The organism is Corynebacterium sp. MSK044 (assembly GCF_030232825.1).
Lineage (GTDB): Bacteria > Actinomycetota > Actinomycetes > Mycobacteriales > Mycobacteriaceae > Corynebacterium.
The window spans coordinates 14,227-29,876 of sequence record NZ_JASPJJ010000008.1; the positions used below are offsets into that span (position 1 = coordinate 14,227).

General features: G+C 58.7%; 14 protein-coding genes. 7 read left to right on the forward strand and 7 right to left on the reverse strand.

Going from position 1 to position 15,650, the window contains the following annotated elements:
* Nucleotides 1-6 precede the first annotated feature (6 nt).
* The 6 genes from gyrB to dnaA all read right to left on the reverse strand — a co-directional run bounded on the left by gyrB (nt 7) and on the right by dnaA (nt 9,063).
* Nucleotides 7-2,094: a DNA topoisomerase (ATP-hydrolyzing) subunit B gene (gyrB, locus tag QP994_RS06355; protein ID WP_284865766.1), complete on the reverse strand. Its 2,088-nt coding sequence runs from the start codon at nt 2,092-2,094 to the stop codon at nt 7-9.
* Between the two features lie 175 nt (nt 2,095-2,269).
* A complete protein-coding gene (locus QP994_RS06360; RefSeq protein WP_284865767.1) occupies nt 2,270-3,523 on the reverse strand; it encodes an ATP-binding protein in 1,254 nt (417 codons plus the stop codon).
* A 94-nt stretch (nt 3,524-3,617) separates the two neighbouring features.
* On the reverse strand, nt 3,618-4,232 hold the full coding sequence (locus QP994_RS06365) for a DciA family protein (protein ID WP_284865768.1): 615 nt from the start codon (nt 4,230-4,232) through the stop codon (nt 3,618-3,620).
* Nucleotides 4,229-5,413 (reverse strand): DNA replication/repair protein RecF, encoded by a 1,185-nt coding sequence (gene recF / locus QP994_RS06370; RefSeq protein WP_284865769.1) that lies wholly within the window; start codon nt 5,411-5,413, stop codon nt 4,229-4,231. The genes QP994_RS06365 and recF overlap by 4 nt, the downstream gene beginning before the upstream one ends.
* Before the next feature lie 43 nt (nt 5,414-5,456).
* Nucleotides 5,457-6,647 (reverse strand): DNA polymerase III subunit beta, encoded by a 1,191-nt coding sequence (gene dnaN / locus QP994_RS06375; RefSeq protein WP_284865770.1) that lies wholly within the window; start codon nt 6,645-6,647, stop codon nt 5,457-5,459.
* Nucleotides 6,648-7,392: 745 nt separating this feature from the next.
* Complete coding sequence (dnaA, locus tag QP994_RS06380) at nt 7,393-9,063, reverse strand: chromosomal replication initiator protein DnaA (RefSeq protein ID WP_284865771.1); 1,671 nt, start codon at nt 9,061-9,063, stop codon at nt 7,393-7,395.
* 840 nt (nt 9,064-9,903) lie between these two features.
* Here dnaA and rpmH point away from each other — a divergent pair.
* From rpmH to QP994_RS06415, 7 genes are all read left to right on the forward strand, one after another.
* On the forward strand, nt 9,904-10,041 hold the full coding sequence (rpmH, locus tag QP994_RS06385) for a 50S ribosomal protein L34 (RefSeq protein ID WP_084576676.1): 138 nt from the start codon (nt 9,904-9,906) through the stop codon (nt 10,039-10,041).
* A 10-nt stretch (nt 10,042-10,051) separates the two neighbouring features.
* Nucleotides 10,052-10,411, forward strand: coding sequence for a ribonuclease P protein component (rnpA, locus tag QP994_RS06390; protein ID WP_284855879.1), 360 nt, complete (start codon nt 10,052-10,054; stop codon nt 10,409-10,411).
* Nucleotides 10,404-10,646: a membrane protein insertion efficiency factor YidD gene (gene yidD, locus QP994_RS06395; RefSeq protein ID WP_284855880.1), complete on the forward strand. Its 243-nt coding sequence runs from the start codon at nt 10,404-10,406 to the stop codon at nt 10,644-10,646. The genes rnpA and yidD overlap by 8 nt, the downstream gene beginning before the upstream one ends.
* A gap of 6 nt (nt 10,647-10,652) precedes the next feature.
* Nucleotides 10,653-11,669 carry a membrane protein insertase YidC gene (gene yidC / locus QP994_RS06400; RefSeq protein WP_284855881.1) on the forward strand — a complete coding sequence of 339 codons (1,017 nt, stop codon included), beginning with the start codon at nt 10,653-10,655 and terminating at the stop codon, nt 11,667-11,669.
* Between the two features lie 7 nt (nt 11,670-11,676).
* Nucleotides 11,677-12,318 carry a 16S rRNA (guanine(527)-N(7))-methyltransferase RsmG gene (rsmG, locus tag QP994_RS06405; protein WP_284855882.1) on the forward strand — a complete coding sequence of 214 codons (642 nt, stop codon included), beginning with the start codon at nt 11,677-11,679 and terminating at the stop codon, nt 12,316-12,318.
* A 64-nt stretch (nt 12,319-12,382) separates the two neighbouring features.
* Nucleotides 12,383-13,258 (forward strand): ParA family protein, encoded by an 876-nt coding sequence (locus QP994_RS06410; RefSeq protein ID WP_350338197.1) that lies wholly within the window; start codon nt 12,383-12,385, stop codon nt 13,256-13,258.
* Between the two features lies 1 nt (nt 13,259).
* Entirely contained in the window at nt 13,260-14,330 is a 1,071-nt protein-coding gene (locus tag QP994_RS06415; RefSeq protein WP_284855884.1) for a ParB/RepB/Spo0J family partition protein, read from the forward strand.
* A gap of 131 nt (nt 14,331-14,461) precedes the next feature.
* Here QP994_RS06415 and QP994_RS06420 read toward each other — a convergent pair whose 3' ends face one another.
* Nucleotides 14,462-15,640 carry an N-acetylmuramoyl-L-alanine amidase gene (locus QP994_RS06420; protein WP_502870021.1) on the reverse strand — a complete coding sequence of 393 codons (1,179 nt, stop codon included), beginning with the start codon at nt 15,638-15,640 and terminating at the stop codon, nt 14,462-14,464.
* Between the last annotated feature and the right edge of the window lie 10 nt (nt 15,641-15,650).

The following is a 15,650-nucleotide window of genomic DNA, read 5'->3' on the forward strand; positions in this document are numbered from 1 at the left end:
CGCGCACTACACGTCGAGGAAGCGCACATCCTTCGCCTTGCGGGTGATGAAGGAACGGCGCGCCGCCACATCATCGCCCATGAGGATGGAGAAGAGCTCATCCGCACGCTGCGCATCCTCCAGCTCAACGCGGCGCAGCACACGGTGCTCCTTATCCAGCGTGGTCTCCCACAACTCGCCCGGATTCATCTCACCCAGACCCTTGTAGCGCTGAATGCCGTCATCAGTGTTGATCTTGCGGCCCTCAGCCAAGCCGGCCTCCAGCTCCGCGTCACGCTCCGCATCTGAATACGCGTAACCCGGCTCACCCTTCTGCCACTTCAACTTGTACAACGGCGGATTAGCCAGATACACGTGACCGTTAGCAATCAGCTCCGGCATCAGGCGGTACAGCAGCGTGAGCAGCAGCGTTGCAATGTGCTGACCATCCACATCCGCATCGGCCATGAGCACGATCTTGTGGTAGCGCAGCTTCGAAATATCAAACTCATCATTGATGCCCGTGCCCAGCGCCGTGATGATCGCCTGAACCTCATTGTTATTCAGCACACGATCAAGACGAGCCTTTTCCACGTTCAGGATCTTGCCGCGCAACGGCAGAATCGCCTGGTACATCGAGTCACGTCCCTGCTTCGCCGAACCACCAGCGGAGTCACCCTCCACGATGAACAGCTCGGACACAACCGGGTCCTTCGAACGGCAATCCGCCAGCTTGCCCGGCAGACCACCCAGGTCCGTCGCGGACTTGCGGCGCACAGACTCACGCGCCTTACGCGCCGCCTCACGCGCCTGTGAGGAAGACACTGCCTTCTTGATGATTACCTTGGCCTCAGCCGGGTTCGCATCAAACCAGTCATTCAAGTGCTCATTGACAGAACGCTGCACAAAACCCTTGATCTCGGAGTTGCCCAGCTTCGTCTTCGTCTGACCCTCAAACTGCGGGTCCGCCACGCGCACAGAGATCACCGCGGCAAGACCCTCACGGCAGTCATCGCCCGTCAGATTCGGATCCTTATCCTTAATCAGCTTGTGCTCACGCGCATACCGGTTCATCAGCGAGGTCAGCGCCGCACGGAAACCTTCCTCGTGCGTACCGCCCTCATGCGTATTAATCGTGTTGGCAAAGGTGTGCACCGACTCCTTAAAGCCGCTGTTCCACTGCATGGCGATCTCAAGCTCATGCTCCTCGCCCTTCGCCTCAAACCCAACGATCGACGGGTGAATCGCCGTCTTCGTACGGTTGAGGTAATTGACGTAATCCACCAGGCCGTCCGGGTAGAAGTACGTGACCTTCTTCTCACGCTTCTTCTTCGTGGCCGGGGCGACACCCGTCTCATCATTGCTGTCCTCGGTCTTCTCCGTGTCAGCATCGGCATCTGCTTCTGCGTCATCGAAGGAGTCGCCATCGAGAGCCTGTGCCGTATCGCCTTCCTCGGCGATCGCCTCAAGCTCCAGCTCCTCATCGGAGACACGCTCATCCTTCAGTGTGATAGTCAGGCCCTTGTTCAGGAAGGCCATCTCCTGCAGGCGGCGCGCAATCGTGTCGTAATCAAAACCGACCGTCTCAAAAATCTCGGCGTCCGGCCAGAACCGAATCGTCGTACCCGTGCCACGCGCGTTATCGCCCTCAATGAGCTCATCCGGCACCGCATTCTTGAAATTTTGCAGCCAGTGCTTACCGTCGCGCTTAATATCCGCCTCTACACGAGTGGACAAAGCATTAACGACGGAAATACCCACACCATGCAGACCACCCGAAACCGCATAGGACTCCGAGTCAAACTTGCCACCCGCGTGCAGCTGCGTCATCACAACCTGCACCGTCGGCGCACCCGACGGGTGCATCTCCACCGGAATACCACGGCCGTTGTCCACCACCTGGACACCACCATCCGCGAGCAGGGTCACCTCGACCTTGTCCGCGTAACCAGCCATCGCCTCATCGACGGAGTTATCCACGACCTCCCACACCAAGTGGTGCAGGCCGCGCACACCGGTCGAACCGATGTACATGCCGGGGCGCTTACGCACCGCCTCCAACCCCTCAAGGATGGTGATCGATGACGCATCATAATGCGGTTGTTGCTCAGCCACTTTCCCGAAACTCTCCTGTCACGGCGTTCATTACGTCTCTAACCCGTGCCATCTTACACGCTTGTGGTTCCCCACAGCCGCAGCGCCAGCGCCAGCGAGAGCGCGTTTCTCGCGCGATTTACCCGCACTTACCAAATCCACCAAAGTATTTGAACAGGATTCCACTGTTTCAAGCTCAGTATCCAAGCACACCTAAGGGCACCACGTGGACCCCGCTCGGAAGCGTGTAGGCATACTCAGTTCCTGTAATGACGGCCAAAAATGCTGGCTTTCCTACTTTGTCTAAATCAACTCGATCATTTGCAAGTTTCAGCAGATTTTTTTCCGCTTCATTAATCCTGCTTGAACCTAGCTTTACCTCGCAGGCAGCCCACTTTGAATCCTCGGGATATTCAATGATCGCGTCTACTTCTAGGCCTGTGTTATCGCGGTAGTGATAAACCCTGCCAAACTCAGCACTGGCAAGAGTTCTCAAATCTCTTATCACCATCGACTCGAAGACTTGACCGAAATACTCCGGGTCGCTAGCCAGCCGATCGACCCCGACCCCAAGAGCTGCACACGCAAGACTCGGATCAGCCAAATGAAGTTTTGACGAGGTTCGCAGACGCGATCGCGATCGGAGCGACACACTCCAAGCTGGGAGCTCCTCTAACGCAAAGACCTGGTTCAAAGCATCGATGTAGCCTGCGACAGTTTTCGGTTCCACTGAGCTACCCGCTGGAGCGATATCTTTAGCGATATTTTGGAGCGTTGCCTCGCTCGAGATATTTCGAGCGACGGATGACATCAATCTTCGTACGGCATCTGGGTTATGCCTCACGCCTACCGCTGCTTCAAGTTCAGACTCGTAGATATTCTCACAGTAAGAACGGTTGAAAGCTATCGCTTGTCGTGTCCCGATTTCCAACAGTCCGGGCCATCCCCCACGAACAGCTTGTTCCGCTAAATCCTTGTAACCCAATTCTGAGGTCGCACTAACACTCTCCTCCGTCCCCAGTTGATTCAAAGAAATTGAACCCGAGGAAGCACCGCTTTCGACTAAAGCCATGGGACGCATACGTAGCCGAGCAATACGCCCTGCACCCGAATGTCGGCTTTGATCCATGGTTGGTGATGATGACCCGGACAATATGAATTGTCCTCGTTGTTGCCGGTTATCGATCTCATGCCTAATGGCATTCCAGATTGACGGAGCTAATTGCCATTCGTCGATCAGCCGCGGAGTATCGCCTTTCAAAATTTCTGAGGGATTCAATTCCGCTAGCTGCACCATGCTCGGAGATTTATCCAGCCGGACATGACTAGCAGCCTTGGCAAGAGCTGTGGATGTTTTTCCGCAGCCGCGAGGCCCCTCAATCAAAACTGCGCCCATGGCCTCTAGAAGCTCGGTGAGAACGGAGTCTATAGCCCGACCTTTATACTGCATAGGACCATCATAACCTGAATTGCAACGATTTCATGACCTGATGTGCAATGTTTTTATAACCCTTTTTGCAACAATTTCATGACCCGATTTGCAATTACCCATACGTATCCCGCGGCCCCCGGCCCTTGACGTGCAGGGGCCCATACCGCCAGTTCTTCGTCTTCGGCGGGTAAACGTGCAGCTTCGTAATCACGCCGGGGCCGATTTTCTCCGCGATCTTGGACAACACCGTTGACTGCATGTACTTCAAGTTTGTAGCCCATGCCGTCTGGTCGCAGGAGATAAAAACCTCCCCGTTTTTGATCATGGTCACCTCAGTGTGCTGAGCGATCTTCTCCCCCACCAGGGACTCCCAGTTCCCCATGACCCAGCCGTGCGCGATGGACTCTGTCCAGTCTCGCTGTGCAATCTCGTTTTTCACCAAGGAGCCAAAACCCTTCACGTCATAGCCACGACGCACCGCCCGACCATCCGCACCCGTCGGCAGGCCAAAAAGTGGCCGAGCTTTTGTCGCCTCCGGAGTGAGGTCCAAGCCCGGAACCTTCAGTCCTTCCGCTGCTGTGTTGCCCTTGCCCGTGTTACGCCGCGGGATGATGTTGGCGCCCTGCCGGTTCAGGTTGGGTAGTTTGCCGCCACGGCGCTTCGCGGTGGCGCGCAGGTTCTCAAACGTGGACGCGACTAAGTCTTGTGGTGGGGTTGGCTCGGTCATTCGGTGGCCTCCGCGATGCGGGAGATCCCATCGACCATCTCCACGGAGTAGCGCGCGGACACATGGTCGTCGAGGTTTTCCGGCAGGTCATCGCCGACAGCAGCGGTAATGAGCACTTGCTCGGCTTCTTCGGCGACGGCGACGAGCCTTTGGCGTCGTTTAGCATCAAGCTCCGCAAAGACATCGTCGAGAATAAGCACCGGCGCCGAACCATCCGCCGACAGCAACGCATACTCCGCGAGGTGCAGAGACAGTGCGAAAGACCAGGTCTCGCCGTGGCTAGCGTAGCCCTTCGCCGGCTGATCGCCGAGCATGAGCACGAGGTCATCGCGGTGCGGGCCCACGAGCGTAGTACCACGATCAATCTCCTCACGGCGCCGACGGGACAGTTCCGTGAGGAAAGCGGCTTCGAGGATCTCCGCCGTGATCTCTTCATTGCCAGCCAGTTCCGTCACCGCGCGGTCCAGCGTGGAGGAATAGCTTATCTGCGCTGGACGCGATTCCGGCGCGACCGACGCATACGCTACGTGCACATTCGGAGCCAACTCACTGGTCAGCTTCATCCGGCCGGCTACTACCTGGGCACCGAGGCGGGCTAGCTGCAAGTCCCATGCGTCGAGAGTGCTCAGCGCACTGGCACCCGAATCATCGCTGTATCCCCTGCGTAGCGCCATGTTGGAATTGCGCAACAGGGCGTTGCGCTGACGCAACACCTTGTCATAATCCGCCTTCGCCCCACCGAAACGCGGCGCGCGAATAGCGGCCAACCCATCCAAGAACCGCCGGCGTTCTGCTGGCTCTCCCGCCACGAGAGCGAGGTCCTCCGGCGCAAACACCACGGTGCGCAACACCCCAAGGATTTCGCGTGGGGATTTCAACCGTGTCCGGTTGATCTGCGCCTGATTCGCCTCCCGTGGGCTGATGAGCAGATGCGTGGTTAGCTCCCGGCCCTCATTGACCGTGGTGGCGGAGATCCTCGCATTCGCGGCACCGGCCCGCACGAGTGGAACATCCGACGACACCCGGTGACTGGCCAACGTGGCTGAGTAAATCACCGATTCCACGATGTTGGTTTTGCCGTGACCATTGCGACCCGAAAACACCGTGACCCCCGGCTCGAGCGACAACGACAGCTCAGGCCATGAGCGGAAGTCACGCAGATCGAGTTCGCGGAGATACACAAAAACCCCGGGGTTTTTTAATTACAGCTATTTACCTGGCGTTTTAGCCCGGCAGACGCACCGGCATGAGCAGGTAGGTGAAGTTGGTGGCAGGAGTGTCAAAGCTTCCGTCCGCATTTGCCTCCGGCATCTCCTCCGGTTCCGGGATCATGATCGCCGGGCGGGAAGATTCCGTGAAACCAAAGACCACACGGTCCGTAGGAATCACCGACAAACCATCGCGCAGGTAGCCAGAGTTGAAGGCAATGAGCAGCTCATCATCACCCGTAAACGCACACTGCAGGGACTCGCTCGCCTCACCGGAATCCGCACCGGAGGCAAAGAGAGTGACCTCGCCTGGCTTGAAGTGCATGCGCAGTTGCGCATTACGGTCAGCGACCAAGCTCACGCGACGAATAGCTTCCACCAGCGGAGCAATTTCAACACTTGCCATCGACGTATGCGTCTTCGGCAGCAGCGGCTGAATATTCGGGAAATCCGCATCCAGCAGGCGGGTTGTGGTTTCGCGGTTAGCGGAGTGCAGACCAAACAGGCCTTCCCCACCCACGTTGTCACCAGTGCCAACAGCGATTTCCACCGGCTCTTCCAGGTGCGTATCCAGCGTGCGCGCGTTATCCAACAGCGTCTTAGCCGGGATGAGCAGCTTCGCCTCCACGTCCGGGGTCACCGGCTGCCATTCCAGGGAACGCAGTGCCAAACGGAAACGGTCCGTCGCCGCGAGCTGAACGCGGTTACCGGAGACTTCCATGTGCACACCCGTGAGCATCGGCAACGTGTCGTCGCGGCCAGCAGCGGAAGCAACCTGGGTGATAGCATCCACGAAAGTCGAGGTAGACAGCGTGCCGGTGACCTCCGGGAGCGTGGGCAGCTGCGGGTAATCATCCAGCGGCATGAGCGGCAGCTCAAAACGAGCAGACCCGCCCTGCAGCAGCAGACGCTTCCCATCAACCACGGAAACCTCAACCGGTTTTGCCGGCATGTTGGACACAATGTCCGCCATGAGCTTGCCCGCCACAGCAACGCGACCGGGCTCATCCACCTCAGCGCCGATGCGCACTCGCGTGGACACTTCGTAGTCAAAGCCCGCGAATTCCAAACCGTTGTCATCCGCAGTGATGACAACCGCGCGCAGCACCGGCTGCGTGTTCTTCGTAGGCAGGTTGCGGGCGACCCACGCGACAGCGTCAGTCAGGTCATCCTTATGCACGCGGAATGACACGTTGATGTCGTCCATGATCGGCTCCTTGATGGTCGGAAGAGGCGGGAGCCCATGACTGCTCAACGGCATTGGCCCCACATCTGCCCAAGATTACAAGTTCTGCGCTCCACCCTAGGCAGTGGGTGCGACACGCACCACTTGTGGTTCCCCCGTCGTGGCACACGGGCCGCCGAGGTTCTCCCCACGCTCTATTTCTCTTGAGATTAATACTAGAAAAAGAACCGGTAAGAACAGTAAGTCCTGTGCACTCTGTGGAGATCGCGGTTCCGGTGCACGGTAATCGTGTTTTTCGGTTGTGAGCCGTGGGTGTGGACAACCTGTGGATAACCCAGATCCTCTGTGGAATTTCAGATTCCTATTCCCATTCCTCACAGCCGAAGGTGAGTTATCCACCCCTCATTCACAGCCTTGGGCACACCATGTGGAATCAGGGACGATGCAGCCGAGGGGCTGTGGATAACCAAAACTGTGACTAATCTCATTTAATTACAATAGTGGAATTACACAGGTGTGAATAACTCTGTGGATAACTCGGCGGGAGGGGTGAGAGGGAGACGTGGGTTAAGTGCCAAGGCCTGCTGAACAACAGATCTCGGTGTAAAACTTTACATTGCATTGGTAACTATCAAATAGTAGAAATTGTTTACCAGGGGTTTCATCCGGGCCGGTTTTTTGCGTTGTAAGTTTTTACACACGGAGGGAGACGTCGAAAAGCAAAAAAGACCGCCCCACGCGCGAGCGGTCCTTAATGTGAATCGAGTTAGCGTGCGCGGACGCGGTTTTTGATGATCTGGGTGAGTTCCTGGATCTCGTCGTAAGTCTCCCGGTTCTCCGTCATTTCCTTGCGGATCTTGCGGTTGGCGTACATGACCGTGGTGTGGTCCTTGCCGCCGAACTCCTGGCCGATCTTGGGCAGGGAGAGATCCGTCAGTTCGCGACACAGGTACATGGCCAGCTGACGGGCGTGCGCAACCGTACGTGTCTTGCCGGAACCGGTGAGGCGATCCATGGAGATACGGAAGTACTCCGCGGCCACCTCCTTGATGGTGGCGGCAGTGATGGTGACATCGCCTTCATCCGGAAGGATGTCGCGCAGGGCAACTTGGGCGACATCGAGCGTGATCGGCTCATTGATCAAGGAGGAGTACGCCGAGACTCTGATCAGGGCGCCTTCGAGCTCACGGATGGAGGACTCGAACTGGGACGCGATGAGGGTCAGCACATCATCACTGACCTGGGTGCCATCGGCGGCCGCCTTCTTCATCAGAATGGCAATGCGCGTTTCCAAATCCGGCGGCTGAATATCCGTGATCAGCCCGCCCTCAAAGCGGGTGCGCAGGCGATCTTCCAGCGTGGTCAGCTGACGCGGTGGCCTGTCAGAGGACAAAATGATCTGCTTGTTCGCCTGGTGCAGCGCGTTGAAGGTGTGGAAGAACTCCTCCTGAGTACCTTCCTTACCCTCCAAGAACTGGATGTCATCCACCATGAGGATGTCCAAGTCGCGGTAACGGCGCTTGAAGGATTCCTGCCGGTCATCGCGCACTGAGTTGATGTAGTCATTGGTGAACTCTTCCGAGGACACATACCTAATGCGCAGATCCGGCTGCAGCACCCGGGCGTAATTGCCGGCGGCGTGAAGCAGGTGCGTCTTGCCCAGGCCGGAACCACCCCAAATGAACAAAGGGTTGTAAGCACGGGCGGGGTTTTCCGCCACGGCGACGGCCGCACCGTTGGCAAAACGGTTGGAAGAACCAATAACAAAATTCTCAAACGTGTACTTCGGATTCAGAGAGGTCTCACGGTTCGGATCCACCGCCGGCTTCTCACGTGGAATACGTTGAGGCGCCGGCACGATCGGATGCGCTGACTGCTGCCGCGAAGACTCTTCCACCAGGTTCTCCTGCTGCTGGGAGTGAATCCGCGCGAGCTCATCAAGCCCCATGGGCAGCTGCTCACCGATAAGCGGCGTGGCTGGTGCCGTTGGCGCTGTTGACTCTGTGGCCGCAGCTTCCTCCTCCGCGGACTGCGAGTAGGTGGAGTACCACTGGCGGGCGGGCTGACTCGGGGCTGGAGTTGGAATGGGAGATGGTGCTGGGGCAGGTGCCGGCGGTTCGGGAGCTTGCTCATGTTGTGGAGCTTGCTCGTGGGAAGAAATTGTCACAGCGAGGGTGCACGGCATGCCCATGCGCTGGCTGAGCAACTCACTGATGTGGGAGGCAAGACGTGTTTCCACCACATTCTTGGCTGCCTCATGCGGGGCGGACAGAATGCAGTAGCCCTCCCCCAGCACGGCGGGGCGACACAGCTGCAAGTAGGCGCGGTCGCCGGGGGTGAAAGTAGGAACACTGGAATTCGGGCGCTCAGAAAGAACCAGGAGTTCGGCAACGATCTCGTGCCACAGGGCGTCAAGCCCCTGCTCTTCGTTTGCCATGCTTCTCCTACTAATTTTTCAGGAACCCAGTCTCGCGGTTGTCCACGGGGCTATCCACATCTTCGACGGGATGTAATTTCCGCTCTCACCTTGTAGTCCACAACTTTATCCACAGGTGTGAGTTTTTGAGTCGCAGAGTTTATCCACAAGATAGGCCTCTATCTGTGGAAAAACAATTAACACTCAAAAACCCGCTGTGAACTGTGCTTTTGTACTAGATCGCACATAAACCTCAAGTGATAGTTGAGGTTTATCCACAACGGGGATAGTTGATTCCTTGTGAAGTTGTGGTGATAGAAACTTTCTACTCTGGAAATGGTCGGACTGTCTAGAAATCGGTGTTTTCTGCGGTACGTTTTCATGGCGTCGGGGGGATGGTGAACTCGGCGGTGATTCGCAGTGGCGCGTTGATTGACAGGTCTCTCGCAGGTTGCCTCGGCGTGTCGCCTATGACCTGCGGAAAAACACACGCTTGTAATTTCGGGGGTAGTGGGATGAGCAGCGTGGCTCCCCCGCGCGTCGATTTGTCAGCTGGGCCAACGCTGCCGTATTCTGTCATGGTCTGTCACACCTGTCACAGGGTGTGCGTGAGAGCGTTATCTGCGCCGAGCACCGGGCCGCCACCCACCAATACCCCAGGTCGTGGGGTGGATGGGAAGCGAGTCAGCTCGGATAACGCATGCCACTGGCTTGAGCGTCGCGTGAGGCCTCAAGCCACTTAGAGCAATCTCACCGAAAATGTTTTCCGGCTGCCTTAACCCCGGAAGGCGCGTGCACCACCGCACCAACGATGGAGCAGTGGAGTACCGCCGCAGGCCGCCATGACGTCAAGGAGTCACCGTGCCTAAGCGGACTTTTCAGCCCAATAACCGTCGTCGTGCCCGCAAGCACGGCTTCCGTACCCGTATGAGCACCCGCGCTGGCCGCGCTATCGTTTCCGCGCGCCGCAAGAAGGGCCGCAAGAGCCTCACCGCGTAAGTGCTTTGTAGTGCTACCACGCCCCCATAAGCTCACATCCTCGGCGGACTTCCGCCGCGCGATGCGTCAAGGTGGACGTGCTGGCACCCGCACCATCGTGGTGCACTACTACACCCGAACCGAACCCATCATCACCGGTGGCCCACGGTTCGGGTTAGTTGTGTCTAAGCAGGTGGGTAACGCTGTTGTCCGGCACCGGGTGAGTAGGCAGTTGCGGCATGTGTGCCTGGGATTCGTCGATAAGCTTCCGCGCGAAACTGACATTGTCCTGCGCGCACTGCCCGCGAGCGCGCACACCTCTTCGGAGGATTTGCGCAAGGATCTGGCCAATGCCCTGAAACGAGCATCAGCGAAACACAACCATGAGTAACGCTAAACCCGCCCAGCGCGCCATCCTGGCGCTCGTGCACCTTTACCAAAAATATCTTTCACCCCTTAAAATGGGACCAACATGTCGCTTCGAGCCCACATGTAGCGCCTACGCTCTCACAGCTGTGTCAGAGCATGGCGCATGGAAAGGTAGTTGGCTCACCGCCGCCCGCCTCTGCAAATGTGGGCCTTGGCATCCCGGCGGATACGACCCCGTACCACAAGTCAGGAGTTAGACCCCAGTGCTGAATTTCATCTACTGGCCGATCTCTGCCATCCTCTGGTTCTGGCACAAGGTCTTCGGCTACATCTTCTCCCCCGATTCGGGTGCCTCCTGGATCCTGGCCATCATCTTCCTTACGTTCACCATCCGCGTGTTCCTGGTCAAGCCGATGGTCAACCAGCTGCGCGCCGGCCGGAAGATGCAGGAGCTGCAGCCCCAGCTGGCTGAGCTTCGCGCCAAGTACGGCAAGGACCAGGCCAAGATGGCCGCGGAAACCCAGAAGCTGTACAAAGAAGCCAACATGAACCCGCTGGCCAGCTGCATCGTGCCGCTGGCTCAGCTGCCGGTATTCCTTGGTCTGTTCCACGTGCTGCGCTCCTTCAACCGCACCGGTACTGGTGCCGGTGGCCTGGGCCTGAGCGTGGAGCAGAACCGCAATACTGCGAACTACATCTTCTCCCCCGAAGATGTGCAGTCCTTCCTGGACGCCCGTGTGTTCGGCGTGCCGCTGTCCTCCTACATCTCCATGCCGCAGGAGCAGTACGCAGCGTTCGCTCCCGTCGACTTCACCAAGATGAACATCATCATGGTCGCCGTCCCGCTGATCCTCATCAGCGTGGTCATGACCCACTTCAACGCCCGCCTATCCATGAAGCGTCAGCGCGAGCGCATGGCTAAGCGCAAGGCCGATGAGGCAGCAAAGGGCAAGAAGCCGGCTAACAATGGTCCGATGTCTGCGGAGATGATGGAAACGCAGATGAAGACCATGAACGGCATGATGCTGTGGTTCCTCCCGGCAACACTGCTGATCACCGGTGTGTTCTGGCACATCGGTCTGCTCACCTACATGGTGACCAATAACGTGTGGACCTTCATCCAGTCCATGATCGTCTTTGACAAGATGGACCGCGAAGAAGCCGCTGAAGAAGAGGCCCGCCGCGAAGCAAAGCGCGCCTCCGCTCCGCTGCCGGGTGCCCGCAAGGTGGATAACCGCACTAAGAAGCAGCGTCAGGCTGACGCGAAGAAGCAGAAGTAGATCCCCCATGACGGACAACCTTTCCCACTGCGAGCCCGCGCCCGCCGCCGCCAGCACCGTCTTCGGCGACCGGCTGGAGCTCGCTCAGGCCTACCACGATTCTCTGGCCACAACGGCCGCGGAACGTGGATTCATCGGCCCGAAAGAGGTCTCCCGCCTGTGGAGCCGCCACATTCTCAACTGCGCCGTGATTTCAGAGGCGTTCACGGAAGGCCAGTCCGTCGCTGACATTGGCTCCGGCGCGGGGCTGCCCGGAATCCCGCTGGCCATTGCACGCCCGGACCTCTCGGTGACGCTCATCGAGCCTCTGCTGAAGCGCTCCACCTATCTCGGCGAAGTCAAAGCAGAACTCGGCCTAGACAACGTCACCGTCATTCGTGGCCGTGCGGAGGAGCAAAAGAAGATGCTTTTCGACGTCGTCACCTCCCGCGCCGTCGCCCCCCTTGGAAAACTCGCCGTCTGGTCATTGCCATTGGTGCGGCCGGGTGGGGCGATGGTGGCGATGAAGGGGGTGTCCGTAAGCGAAGAGCTTGAACGCGACGCGAAAGTCATCGCGAAAGCCGGCGGTGTGGATGCCGAAATATTCGCGGTTGGTGCGGATGTACTGGAACAACCCACCACCTTGATCCGCATCACACGGGCGGGCTAAACGGATGTCGCGGGTGTTTATTAGAGTCTGTCTGTAACAGTTCATTTATTCAACGGGAGGCAACGTGGGTCAGGACACCGTGCCCAAACCTGAAGAGCCCCGCGTGATCACCGTGGCTAACCAAAAAGGCGGGGTGGGCAAAACCACCACCTCCGTCAACCTGGCTGCATCTTTGGCCAAACTCGGGTGCAAGGTGCTGGTGATTGACCTTGATCCCCAGGGCAACGCCTCCACCGCACTCGGTGCTGCACACCGCGACGGGGAGACTTCCTCCTATGAGGTCCTCATCGGTGCTGCCACTGCGGAGGAAGCCCTCCAACAATCCGGCCCCAACTTGTACTGCATTCCCGCCACCATCGACCTGGCTGGGGCGGAAATTGAACTAGTCAGCTTGGTGCGCCGCGAGTATCGTCTGGCCGATGCGCTGCGCCGCGGCTTTTTAAAGCACCACGAGTTCGACTACGTCTTCGTGGACTGCCCGCCTTCGCTGGGTTTGCTGACCATTAACGCGATGAACGCGGTGGATGAAGTTCTCATTCCCATTCAGTGCGAGTACTACGCGCTCGAAGGCGTGGGCCAACTGTTGAACAACATCAGCATGATCCGGCAGGCCCTCAACCCGAATCTGCACATCTCCGCCGTGCTGCTGACCATGTACGATGGCCGCACCAAACTCTCCGAACAAGTGGCCACTGAAGTCCGCGGCCAGTTCGGCGACGTGGTGCTGCGCAACGTTATCCCACGCTCCATCAAAGTGTCCGAAGCCCCCGGATACGGCCAAACCGTCATCGACTATGACCCCGTCTCCACCGGCGCCATGGCCTACTTCGATGCAGCCAGAGAACTAGCAACCCGCGGTGACTACCAGCCGCACCCAACAACAGGGCCCATCGGCGTGAGCCCCGAGATCGCCGCCCAACTTGGTCAGGAGGACAACTAACATGGCGCAACAGCGTAAAGGCGGACTAGGCCGTGGCCTCGCCGCCCTCATCCCGTCCAACCCGGACCACCACCAGAAAACCGGCCCGCTGGGTGACAGCGCCGCCGACGTCATCATCGGTGGGGCCAAGGGCGCACGGGAGTCTTCTGGGTCTTCTCGTGATTCGGGTTCTTCGGCGCCGTCGATTCCTGGCGCACCAGTGATCGGTGGTTCTACTGGTGCTGGCTCTCGTGCTGGTACCGTGCCTGCCGCAATGGCGAGTGCGGATTCCTTTGGTGCCACCTACCAGGAGATTCCCATCGGGGACATCTTCCCCAATGCCAAGCAGCCGCGTACGGAATTTGATGAGGATGAGCTCGCTGAACTGGTTCACTCCGTCAAGGAATTTGGTCTGCTGCAGCCCATCGTTGTGCGCCCCGCCAAGGATGGCTATGAGCTCATCATGGGTGAGCGCCGTTGGCGTGCATCCTCCAAGGCAGGCCTGAAACACATCCCCGCCATCGTGCGGGACACCTCTGATGAGGACATGCTGCGCGACGCACTGTTGGAGAACATCCACCGCGTCCAGCTCAATCCCCTCGAAGAAGGCGCTGCCTACCAGCAGCTGCTTGAGGAGTTCGGTGTCACCCAAGAAGAACTCGCCGACCGCCTTGGCCGGTCCCGCCCCACGATTACGAACACGATTCGCCTGCTCAACTTGCCTGTCCCTGTGCAGCGCCGCGTCGCCGCTGGTGTGTTGAGCGCCGGGCACGCCCGCGCATTGCTGGCCGTCAAGGCAGGTGCGGAGGCCCAGGAGCAGCTGGCGGATCGCATCGTGGCCGAGGGCTTAAGTGTTCGCGCCACCGAGGAAGCCGTGACTCTGCTCAACCGCTCGGGCGCGCTGCCGGAGAAACCCAAGCGCCAGCCCACCCCGCAGCCAGAGTTCCTCACCCAAGCCGCTGACCGTCTTGCCGATGAATGGGACACCAAAGTCTCCGTCACCATGGGCAAGCGCAAAGGCAAGATTGTCGTGGAGTTCGGGGACCGCGAGGACTTTGAGCGCATCCTGGCCTTGATTGAGGGCAGAGAATAGACGCGACTAAACGCGACTAACTTGGACCGTGAAGAACTGAGCGTCACCGCCAGCCCAAAAACACCAAAACCTCCTGACCAGGGGGTTTAGAAAATGGGTGTGCGGTGCGGACTCTTTCACCGGCCACGAGGTTAGTCCCGTTCCTCCTGCAGGAGCTCCTTGAAGGAGTAGGTGCCCGTCGGCTGGTTGTCCTGGTCTAGGAGGTACAGGCGCTTCACGGCGACAACGATGGCCTCGGCGATTGCATCGCGCTGGGTGGGGTCCGTGACAATGGACACGTCATGCGGGTTGGTTAGATAGCCCAGCACCACTTCAACGGACGGCATCTCCGTCATGCGGAGCAGCTCCCACGTGCGGCCGTGGGTGTAGCAGTTGCCCAGGTTGGTGCGCGCAACAATTTCACGCTGGATGAAACCGGAGAGGGTCTCCCCCGTCATGGAGGACGCACCCTGTTCCGAACCGAAGTAGAACGTGGCTACGCCGTTGGCCTTGTCATTGTGGTAGCGGTCTAGCTGCAAAGAAATGAGCAGATCCGCATCAAAACCATTGGCCATATCGGCACGCGCCTTCGGCGAGGGGTGATCACCGCGCGGGCGGGACATGATCGTCTCCATACCAGCGGCGATCATGCGGGCCTCCACGCGGGAAGCCAGATCCCACAGGATTTCCTCCTCGGAAATCTGCCCATGCCGGCCGGTGACATCCATGGTGTTGGACATGTCAATGTTCGGGTCAATCACCACGCGCTTACCCGTCAGGCGCGGGCCGGCTAGGCGGACCACCTCGCGCTCACGGATCGCCTGGGTAGAGCCACCTGTGATCCGGCGGCCAAGCAGGCTCAAGGCGTGGAGCGTTTCCGGCCCACACATCCCGTCATCCTGGATGCCGTAATTCAGCTGGTAATTGGACAGTGCCTCATGCGTATCCGGGCCAAAGTGACCATCAATACGGCCCGAGTAAAAGCCCAGCTCTTGGAGCTGCTTCTGCAGCTGGCTCACGTCATCGCCCACCATGATCTGGTTTGGCTGGTAGCTCAGCACACGCGCGCCAAGGGTGTAAGAAGCCTGACGCAGTTCACGCAACGTCAAATCATCAATCTCACCGGAAGGCAAGATTCCGCGGGACTGTTGGAAGGCTTTGAGGGTGTTGGCCAAGGCGTCGTCGAAAAGCATTTCTTCTGGCGAGAACTTACGGCGATTCCACTCCCCCACATCCCCTTCAAAACCGGTGAGCAGGCCGAGCCGCGCAAGCGTCGAGCGGACCTCAGCGACGCGCGGGCTTGAATCCCCGACCGCAAGACGTCCTATCACTGCTCACCTT